Origin of the sequence: Ornithinibacillus xuwenensis, assembly GCF_039614845.1 — a bacterium.
Taxonomy (GTDB): domain Bacteria; phylum Bacillota; class Bacilli; order Bacillales; family Amphibacillaceae; genus Ornithinibacillus; species Ornithinibacillus xuwenensis.
In genome coordinates, this window is sequence record NZ_JBDIML010000011.1 from 45,674 (window position 1) to 55,774 (window position 10,101).

At 35.7% G+C, this 10,101-nt stretch carries 12 protein-coding genes and 1 rRNA gene; 4 read left to right on the forward strand and 9 right to left on the reverse strand.

Translation table 11 applies throughout. The annotated features are described in order from the left end of the window. The first annotated feature begins 176 nt into the window (after positions 1–176). Positions 177–491 (forward strand): PepSY domain-containing protein, encoded by a 315-nt coding sequence (locus tag ABC228_RS18595; RefSeq protein ID WP_345826681.1) that lies wholly within the window; start codon positions 177–179, stop codon positions 489–491. 32 nt (positions 492–523) lie between these two features. Here the strand turns inward: ABC228_RS18595 and ABC228_RS18600 are convergent, their stop codons facing one another. Further along, positions 524–1,378 (reverse strand): YtnP family quorum-quenching lactonase, encoded by an 855-nt coding sequence (locus tag ABC228_RS18600; protein ID WP_345826682.1) that lies wholly within the window; start codon positions 1,376–1,378, stop codon positions 524–526. Positions 1,379–1,478: 100 nt separating this feature from the next. Continuing rightward, entirely contained in the window at positions 1,479–2,126 is a 648-nt protein-coding gene (gene trmB, locus ABC228_RS18605) for a tRNA (guanosine(46)-N7)-methyltransferase TrmB (protein WP_345826683.1), read from the reverse strand. Between the two features lie 75 nt (positions 2,127–2,201). Between trmB and ABC228_RS18610 the strand changes: the two genes are divergently transcribed. After that, positions 2,202–2,489 (forward strand): YtzH-like family protein, encoded by a 288-nt coding sequence (locus tag ABC228_RS18610; protein WP_345826684.1) that lies wholly within the window; start codon positions 2,202–2,204, stop codon positions 2,487–2,489. On the opposite strand, the gene ABC228_RS18615 is transcribed toward ABC228_RS18610, so the two are convergent. The 6 genes from ABC228_RS18615 to ABC228_RS18640 form a co-directional block, all read right to left on the reverse strand. After that, positions 2,481–3,290: an aminoglycoside phosphotransferase family protein gene (locus ABC228_RS18615; RefSeq protein WP_345826685.1), complete on the reverse strand. Its 810-nt coding sequence runs from the start codon at positions 3,288–3,290 to the stop codon at positions 2,481–2,483. The genes ABC228_RS18610 and ABC228_RS18615 overlap by 9 nt on opposite strands. 87 nt (positions 3,291–3,377) lie before the next feature. Next, positions 3,378–4,325 (reverse strand): diacylglycerol/lipid kinase family protein, encoded by a 948-nt coding sequence (locus ABC228_RS18620; protein ID WP_345826686.1) that lies wholly within the window; start codon positions 4,323–4,325, stop codon positions 3,378–3,380. 6 nt (positions 4,326–4,331) lie between these two features. After that, on the reverse strand, positions 4,332–5,252 hold the full coding sequence (locus ABC228_RS18625) for an NERD domain-containing protein (RefSeq protein WP_345826687.1): 921 nt from the start codon (positions 5,250–5,252) through the stop codon (positions 4,332–4,334). Between the two features lies 1 nt (position 5,253). Beyond that, positions 5,254–5,826: an RNA 2',3'-cyclic phosphodiesterase gene (thpR, locus tag ABC228_RS18630; RefSeq protein WP_345826688.1), complete on the reverse strand. Its 573-nt coding sequence runs from the start codon at positions 5,824–5,826 to the stop codon at positions 5,254–5,256. Positions 5,827–5,843: 17 nt separating this feature from the next. After that, positions 5,844–6,557, reverse strand: coding sequence for a pseudouridine synthase (locus ABC228_RS18635; RefSeq protein ID WP_345826689.1), 714 nt, complete (start codon positions 6,555–6,557; stop codon positions 5,844–5,846). Positions 6,558–6,570: 13 nt separating this feature from the next. Continuing rightward, positions 6,571–8,193 carry a putative polysaccharide biosynthesis protein gene (locus ABC228_RS18640; RefSeq protein WP_345826690.1) on the reverse strand — a complete coding sequence of 541 codons (1,623 nt, stop codon included), beginning with the start codon at positions 8,191–8,193 and terminating at the stop codon, positions 6,571–6,573. 179 nt (positions 8,194–8,372) lie between these two features. Between ABC228_RS18640 and ABC228_RS18645 the strand changes: the two genes are divergently transcribed. Continuing rightward, positions 8,373–9,644, forward strand: a complete 1,272-nt coding sequence (locus tag ABC228_RS18645) for a BaiN/RdsA family NAD(P)/FAD-dependent oxidoreductase (RefSeq protein ID WP_345826691.1) — start codon at positions 8,373–8,375, stop codon at positions 9,642–9,644. Positions 9,645–9,728: 84 nt separating this feature from the next. After that, positions 9,729–9,908 (forward strand): hypothetical protein, encoded by a 180-nt coding sequence (locus ABC228_RS18650; protein WP_345826692.1) that lies wholly within the window; start codon positions 9,729–9,731, stop codon positions 9,906–9,908. 90 nt (positions 9,909–9,998) lie between these two features. Here ABC228_RS18650 and rrf read toward each other — a convergent pair. Beyond that, a 5S ribosomal RNA gene (gene rrf, locus ABC228_RS18655) occupies positions 9,999–10,101 on the reverse strand; the annotation flags it as partial.

Genomic DNA, 10,101 nt, shown 5'->3' on the forward strand with positions numbered 1-10,101 from the left:
CCCTCCACTCTTCATTATTTATATGTACTTCTTCAGTATATCGAATGCTATGGATTGTTTCCACACATTCATTCCTTGTGCGGATATAATTTCTATTTTTCCATTTTTACGGTATACTAACTATTAGATTGAACACATAATTGCAAAGAAAAGAATCTATGCTTGAGGTGATAAAAATGGGTTGGAAAAAGGCAGTCATAGCTGCTGGAGTAGGATTTGCAGCGGGATATGTTACAAAGCAACAGCTGGATCGGTATCAACATATTACACCTGAAAAAGCATTAAAAAACGTTAAGGAAACGTTTAAGAAGCATGGTCCAATTAGTGGTTCATGGATTTATATGAAGCCAGAAACAATTGAGAAAAATGGCTTGCAATACAATGCTTATCGAGGTGGAGTTACTCGAAATATTGATGGACAGAATAAACAGTATGAGTTCTTTGCAGATACAGAAACTGGAGCTGTCATTGATGTTATCGAGTCTGTTTAAGAACAAAAGCTGCTCATTTTGAGCAGCTTTTTTTATTCATATTCGTATCGATATCGTTCAATGGAACCTTCTATTTCCCCAGTTTCGTTGTAACGGATTGCACGATAATAGGCATCATGATAAAACGTAAACCAAGCATTTTTTTGATAGCCATATTCCATCCACTTCTCCTTTTGATGGACAGAAGTAACAGGATAGTCATCATACGCTAAAGCCCATAGTTTATTTTGATGTGCATGTGTTGGCATAATGTCGGCCATATGAATAAAACAATTCTCATTCTCTTCGAATATAATGATGGAATGTCCATCACTATGACCACCAGTGTGAATCATTTTTAACCCTGGTACAATCTCTATCTCATTTTCGAATGTTATTACTTGATTCACTAGTGGCTTCCAATTCATTTCCCAATATGTATTAACGGAACGAATATTAGGATGTCTCATCTCATCCCATTCATTTTTAGAAGTATAAATAACCGCGTTAGTAAAGACTGATTCAAACCCTTCCTCATTTCTTTTAGTTAATCCGCAGGCATGGTCAAAATGTAAATGTGTCATTAATAGGATATCGATATCCTCTGGTGTTAAATTTAGCTCAGTTAACGAGCTCGTAATAGACGATTCTTCAAGAACACCAAAATTTCGCTTTTGTTTTGGGTTAAGTTTATCATTTCCCATTCCTGAGTCAATAAGTATCTTTTTCCCGTCAACTTGAACCAATATCGGATCAGTTCTGAGTTCAATTTGATTCTTATCGTTTACAGGATATTTCTTGCTCCACAATGGTTTTGGTACAACTCCAAACATTGCTCCACCATCTAAAAAATTTACGCCACCATTAAGCCATGTTAATGTTGCTCGTCCCACTTGAAAATTTTCCATTTAGGGTCCTCCTTCCCCAAGCCTAATTTTAGTTTAACGAATGAACACCTCCTCTGCAAACGCTATCATAATGTACAAAAAAAAGAACCTACTAAAGGTTCTAATTTTTGTTAGGAAATATTGCTTTACATCTGTAGATTGGTTGACCCTTTGCTGAGAACTTTTCTTCATATTCTGTCATGATGTTCTCCGGATCATTTGAAGCATGTAAATCAAGACTCACTTCATTTAACAACATTCCATAATGCGAAAAGCTCGTTAAGGAATATTCAAACAACCCACGATTATCAGTTTTGAAAATTAATTCACCATCTGACTTTAAAACATTCTCATAACGGCTTAAGAATGTATGGAATGTTAATCTTCTTTTCTCATGACGATTTTTAGGCCATGGATCAGAAAAATTTAAATAGATGGTCGAAATTTCGTCTGGCGTAAATAGCTCTATAAGATTCTCAGCGTTCTCATTAATTAATCGAATATTCTCTTGTTCAGATTCCTGTACCTTTTGTGCTGCTGATACAATAACACTCTTAGCAAGCTCTATACCAATAAAGTTAACTTCTGGAAATTGCTTCGCCATCCCAGCAATAAACTGACCTTTACCAGTTCCTATCTCTACATGGATGGGATTATCATTACCAAAAAGTTCGTGCCATTTATTTTTATATTCAGTTGGGTTCGGAATCACTAAATCCGTATTTTCTTGTAAAAAGTCATCCGCCCAAGGTTTATTTCGTTGACGCAACAGGTTGCACCTCTTTCTTTTACATTTACATATTTTTATATAATTATCGAATACTATTCATTGAGGTGAAGTGACATGTCATTAACAGTACAAAATCAACTATCTTTACTATTAGACTTATTAGATGAACAGCAATCAGAATGTTGTGCTCAGGTTTCCGAATATCAGCAAATAAAACGATTGGTTAAATCCATGATGGCTAATAATACGATTACAGATGAACAGCTTTTACAACTTTTACCTGAAATCTATAATTACGGCAGGCAAGGTGAAAGCGTTCAGAACCACGAAGAGCATATATTAAGCAATCAAGCAAATCTTAATCAGTGGATAAGTGCAATCGAACAGTCAAACCTACAATAAAGCCAATTGAATATTGAGCTCTTTTAGCTTTTCAATTCTTTCTTCAAATTTATCACTTTCATTACGTTCATAATGAAAGGACAAGAATGATAACGAATCAGCAATTAAATACCAATACATCCGAATCAACAACTGCTTATCCAATTGTACACCATACTTTTGTAACCAACCATTCCAATCTTCTTTCGGTATATAGGAATTTAATAGCATTCCATAATCCGCTATTGGATCAGCTATCATCGCATTATCCCAATCAATTAGATACAACTGGCTATCATCAGTTAATAGTAGATTGTGGTGATTCATATCCCCGTGGCATACAGTTTGCTTTTGCTGTCTTGCTGTAGATAAATTAGCTTCTAAGAACTTGATACCATCCTGTATCTCAATAGAAGCATCCTTTAATTGATTTGCTATTAAACGTTTAATAATTGATTGAAATCGGTCATCTGCTGTAATCGGTTTTTTCCCCATGCGCAGCAGCATATGCAATAATTCTGTGGAATGGTGAATTTTATGAAGAAGATCAGCTACACGCTGATGCTGCATCTCAGCTGGTCTTAATTCCCTTCCTGGCAGCCATTCCTGAGCCGATACGACATCACCATTATCCATTCGTTTTGTCCAAACTAGCTTCGGTACAATTCCTTCAGCTGAAAGTACAGCTAAGAAGGGTGAGGAATTTCGCTTAAGAAATAGGCGTTTATTATCTTTTTTTGCAAAATAAGCCTCTCCAGTTAGTCCACCTGCAGGCGTAACTTCCCAATCTTCGCTTAAAGCCTTCTTAAACCATTCCACCATACATTCCCCAAATCTCCGAATTATCGTATTTTAACGTACAAAAAAATTACAAACATGTTAATAGATTAACGAAAATATGGTTTATTTTCAAGATGTTTGGGACAATTTTAACGAAAAATCCGAGCCCATTATTTGGATTGGTTGTATATTTTTAGTAATTACACATGATTGGCATGTATCCGTTTGACCGTCTACCTGATAGGTAATATTAGATTTTGCTGTAATTGTTAACTTCTTTGCTTTATATAACGTAACTTCTTTAAACTGAATATGTCTACCTGTAAATACGGTCAGAAACAGTCCTAATATTTTCCACTTTGAAATACCTTGGATTACTAATACTGGTAGTAAGTCCGCCTCAATTTTTGCAGAAGGGATAATTTTCATACCTCCACCATAATACGGGTGATTAGCAACTGTAACCATCCAACAATCCGTCATAGATTCGGTATGGCCATCTAAGTGGAGTTCAACCTGAATTGGTTTAAACTTAAAAAGTACTTGTATAAGTGCAATAACATAACTCAGCTTTCCAAGATGTAAAACATTAAAGAATTTTTTATAGGTTGATAGATTTGCTTTAGCAGCAATTTCTGCATCGAAGCCAAAGCCTATACTATTGATAAAACTCCTCTTTGAACTTCCACTAATATTATAATCTCCGTTCCAGTATGGTATTCCACTCGTATCCTCTACTATTTTTTTGAGGATACTTATTGGAGAACCTGTAATCCCACTTCCTCGGCCAAAGTCATTTCCAGATCCACCAGGAATAAACGATACAGCAGTATTCGTATTTTTTAATCCATTCATAACCTCATGAATGGTCCCATCTCCACCGATAACAATTATTGCTTTTAATTCGACGTGACTTCCTTTAGAAATATTTTTCGTAATTTCTTCTGCATGTCCTGGATACTCCGTAAGGTAATATTCAGCGATTATTTGTTGATATATCATGCTTTTGGATAGCTTCTTAAATATCTTGTATCCTCTGCCATTCCCAGCAACTGGATTCACAATAAAGATATACATACTTAATTATTCCTCTTCAACAAAATTAAACCCATTATCTTGTTCATCCTCTTCCCATTCAGGTCGCTTAACAGAAATGGATTGACAATATTTCAAAATAGCATCGGACGCCTTCAGTTGCTGACTTTTTAAAGGGGAAATAAGTGAACGCTTTTCTTGAAACCAAGCGTCATAGCCTTGCTTTCCTATAATTCTAGTATTATAAGGCTCTGACAAAAAATTGATCGTATTTGTTCTTGATAAGACAAGCTTTTTAATTGGAAAATCAACCTGGTGTTTTTGAAATATACTTTTTAGAATTTTCTCTGTTCGTTTTAGAGCAAATATTGGACTTAGCTTTTTGACTTTATTATGGCCATCGTCAAATACCCAGCTTCGTTCATCAGAAGCCATAATAATTGTTTTTGGATTTTCTTCTAGTAAATAAACTATTTCAACCCCAAGTGGACTAATTAAAATTATTTCACTCTCCACAGGAGCCTTTTTTAATTCGAATATTGGATAATACAGCAATAAATAATTATCCGGAAAACGTTGAAGAAAATACTTTAGTGTTTCATCAAGATAATATCGCTTATCCATGAAAGAGACATTAGACACAGTCGAGGTTGCCCACTTTAATTGAAATGTGAACAATTGATTTAAAAAATTTATTCGTAACGCTTCTTCTGTTCTTGGTAGTCTGTTCTCTCTCGAATTATCCTCTACGCTATCTTCTTGTTGTTGCCTTTTTCCAAACGTCTTCCATCTCGATTTTCTTGATTCATCTTCCTCTTCATCAGGAGTAGTTTCCTGATCTTGATTGCTCCAAAGGTAGTGTAACTTATACCAATTATCCTGTTTTAAACGCATGAATTGACTAGGATAACGATAGATGTCCCATTCATAGCGAGAAATATAGTTTTGTAATTTAATCAACTGGGCCAATTTACCGTCCTCCTTTTAAGTTAAACGTCTCGACTATTTCATATTTGGGTATCTTCGATGGGAATATTTGATAAAGTACAAAAGAATTAACGACCATAGAAAAAATTTCAAATTGAGCGCTATCTAGAACATCCTTTAAAGCATCTGTATGAATGCTAGAACCGTTCCATTTCTTCGCTAATGTAATGTGAGGTCGATATGGTCTGTGCTCCTTTGAAAATCCCATTTTTGTTGAAGCACGCTCTACTCTTTTATACAAATCCAATAGATTCTTATTAGACTCAGCACCTGCCCACAATACACGTGGACTATCTGGTTTTCCGAAAGTACCTAATCCTCCAACTTCAATAAAAAAATCAGAAATATCGTCAATGGAACGCAACTCAGTCAGTAATTCTTTTACTTTATCAGCTTCAACTCCGCCAAGGAATTTGAGCGTAATATGTAGATCCTCCTGATGGGGCCATATTTTATAGGATAGCTTTTGTTGAAGCGCATTCTGCCACTTGGAGAATTCTACTTTTATCTCATTTGTAACCGGAACTGCTATAAAATAATGTGGCGTTGCTGTCATCACAATACCCCTTACAATTATTTAATCGATTGGCAATAGGATAGTTCTTCTGAGTTAAGCTCCCGATAATCCCCTAATTTTAAGGTATTATCAAGCTGGAGATCCCCCATACATAAGCGTTTTAAGTAGATCACCTTTTTATCAACTGCTTCAAACATTCGCTTTACTTGATGGAATTTTCCTTCTGTTATTTTCACTTCAATTTCCGATTCCTCACCTTGCGATAGTATTCGTAATTTCGCTGGTTTACTGTGATAACCATCATCTAATACAATACCTTTGGCAAAAGCTTCAACATCCTTATCAGTTACAGTACCCCAAACCCTTGCATAGTATGTTTTTTCAACATCTTTTTTCGGTGATAGCAATTGATGAGCAAGCTGTCCATCATTTGTAAGTAAAAGTAAACCCTCAGTATCCTTATCTAATCTACCAACGGGAAACGGTGTATAGTGTTGATGTTCTGACGATAATAGATCAATTACAGTCTTATCATGACGATCCTCAGTTGCTGATATTACTCCTGGAGGTTTATTCATCATTAGATAAATATACGGCTTATATATAACAACACGTTCATCGACGTGAACAATGTCTTTATCAGGATCTACCTTTTGTCCACTGTCCTTGATAACCGTATTGTTCACCGTAACACGTTTATTTTTCACTAAGGCTTTGACATCTTTTCTAGAACCATAACCCATATTAGCTAGTAATTTATCAAGTCTCATCTTAACACCTCTATTACCGGAATATCTTACCTAATATTCGCACTCGCTCTCCTAATACTCGTTCAAGTAGTGTCGATTTATATGCAAACCATAAATAAATGAATCCACCACTTCCAACACCTAATATTAGCATGATCATTAATCCAAATCTCGATTCTTCATATGGGAATAGAAGGCCTAATCCAAGCTTTACGATACCGATTGTAATCCCCATGATAATGACAAAAATCATTACTAAAATAGAACGCTTGATAATTTGTTTAAATGAAAAGTCAATTGCTCTTCTAATACGTAACAAATTCAATATGACCGCAATACCCGCAGCAATCGCAGTCGCGATAATTGAACCAACCGGGCCAAACGTATGAATAAGCTGAATGTTAAATAAAATTTTAAAAAGTAATCCAGCACATAAATTGATAACTGCATGATTTTGTTGATTAATTCCTTGAAGTATTGCAGCTGTCACACTAAGTAACGCAAAAAGTAAGCCAACAGGAGCATACCAAGCTAATAAAGTACCCGTATGATCGAGTTTATCAATTCCTCCATATAAAGTCCCATATGCTTCATTTGACAACATAGACAAACCAATAGAGGCGGGTATCACTAAGACCATAATGATTTGCATCGCCTGATTAATTTGTTGGAAGAGCTGTTGATTTTGACCCTTTGTAAAAGAAGAAGTGATGACAGGCATGATAGCAAGTGATAGCCCTGAAGCAAGGGTTACTGGTATGATTACCAATTTATGACCATATACGTTAATAACCGCTAATAACGTCTCCGAAAGGTCTCCCTGACCAATTGCTACCATTGCACGATTAAATGTAAAATTATCTACCAGTTGAAACATCGGGATTGCAATTGCAACAATAACAAATGGTCCTGCATATCGAAATAATTCTGCCATCAATTCCTTTCTCGGAATATCAAAGGCTGTTTTTTGTTGCGCAATATTTCGGTCAAGATAAGGCTTACGTTTCTTCCAAAACCTTAATAGAACAACATATGAAGCAATGGCTCCAATAAACGCAGCAAATGTAGCATATCCAACAGCTACTGATGTAGAGCCGTCAAATATATAAATAATCAAATATGTAGCTGATAATAAAAATATGATACGAATTATCTGTTCAACTACCTGTGATACGGCAGTTGGACCCATCGATTGATTCCCTTGAAAGAAACCTCGGAATATACTCATTGAGGGTGTAATAATGAGTGCAAAGCTCACCATTCGGATAACCATGGCCACATCATCCACAGTATTATCTAATTGATCATCCGTAATCATCTGTTGCGCTAAAAAATCCGCACTAAAAAACAATCCCAAAAAGGCAATCAAGCCAGTTACTGCCATAATAGACATGCCGGTTTTAAACATCCTCATGCCAGTATAATAATCACCTAAGGAATTATATTTTGAAACAAACTTTGACACTGCTAGTGGTATTCCTACAGTAGCAACGGTAATTAAGATACTATAGGGTATATAGGCATACGAATACAGTGCTCCCCCTTTTTCACCTACCATTGCATTAAATGGTATTACATAAATCATCCCCAAGAATTTGGACAAAAAGGAAGCACCTGTAAGTAAGAAAGCACCTCTTACGATTGTTGATTTTGACATTTTTTCACCTGCATCTACAAATAAAATATTACAATAAAGCTATTTTATCACACTACAACATTGTTGGATAACCTTAGCTAATGCATTTATATAAATTCGTTGTCATCATCTGGTTTATGACAAAAATTGAGTAATTCTTATTAGAAATGATAAAATACGATAGAAGGGAATGAGTACGATTGAAATATGATGTAATCGTTATTGGTGGTGGACCATCAGGACTAATGGCTTCCATAGCTGCTGCGGAGCATGGGGCGAAAACAATGCTAATCGAAAAAGGAAATAAATTGGGTAAGAAACTTGCCATATCTGGTGGCGGTCGTTGCAATGTGACGAATCGTCTACCACAAGATGAAGTAATTAGACATATACCAGGAAATGGCCGTTTTCTTTATAGTGCATTCTCTGTTTTTAATAATTATGACATTATTGACTTCTTTGAAGAAATGGGAGTTAAACTAAAAGAAGAAGACCATGGAAGAATGTTTCCTGTTTCAAATTCTGCAAAGTCAGTCGTTGATGCATTAATTAATAAGATGACAGAACTAAGTGTGTCGATTAAATTAGATACAGCTGTAGAAGCAATACATTTTGGAGAAGAAGGACATACCATTATATTAAAAAATGGTGAAAAAATAGAGACTGCATCTGTTGTTATAGCAGCAGGTGGTAAAGCTGTTCCACATACAGGTTCAACTGGAGACGGTTATGCATGGGCGAAAAAAGCTGGACATACAATCACTGAGCTTTACCCTACAGAAGTAGCACTTACCTCAGCAGAATCATTTATTAAGCAAAAAACACTTCAAGGACTCTCATTAAGAAATATAGCTTTGTCTGTTTTAAATACAAAAAATAAAGCAATTATTACACATCAAATGGATATGATTTTTACACATTTTGGTGTTTCTGGACCAGCAGTACTGCGCTGTTCTCAATTTGTTGTGAAGGAATTATTGAAGGGGAAAAAGCAGGTAAATCTCTTACTAGATATTTTACCTGATAAAAATGAAGATATACTACTTCATGAAATTCACTCTTCCATTGAGGAAAGCCCTAAGAAAGCAGTTAAAAACATACTAAAGGGATTAGTTCCAGAGCGATTTCTGTCCTTTATTTTAGAGAAGAATAATGTGAATGAAGAACAAAAATCAGCAAATATATCAAAGGAAACTATAAGAGCAATCGTCCATGACTTTAAAAATTTCACCTTTACTGTTAATGGATCACTACCATTAGAGAAAGCATTCGTAACAGGTGGAGGAGTATCCATTAAAGAAATTGTTCCTAACACGATGCAATCAAAAATCATGGATCGATTATACTTTTGTGGAGAAATTCTTGATATACATGGTTATACAGGAGGTTACAATATCACTTCTGCGTTAGTCACTGGCAGATTAGCTGGTATGAACGCAGCTTACGAAGCCTCCTATACAAATGGAATTTGATTCCTCTCATCATTTTTTTGATTTGTGACATTCTAATGATGTACGGGGGAATTGATATTGTCATAATAGAAAGGGTTGGTTCGGATGCAAAAGAATGGTAAGTGGTTACCGTTAATTGCTTCAGTTGGAGTTGGAGCTGCAACTTTTTATACAATGACAAAAAACAACCAGAATATCGGTCAAACGATTACAAAAATGATTCCATTTGTTTCTCAAATGGGCGGAGGAAATTCACAGAAATTAGGCCCTTATGGAATGAGCTAAATCATAAAAAAAGCGCACCTAATCAAGGTGCGCTTTACCTATATAAAAAGCCAAGAAGTGATAATGTTATCACTTCTTGGCTTTTTTGTTGCCTGGCAACGTCCTACTCTCGCAGGGGCAATGCCCCAACTACCATCGGCGCTGAAGAGCTTAACTGCTGTGTTCGGTATGGGAACAGGTGTGACCTCTTCGC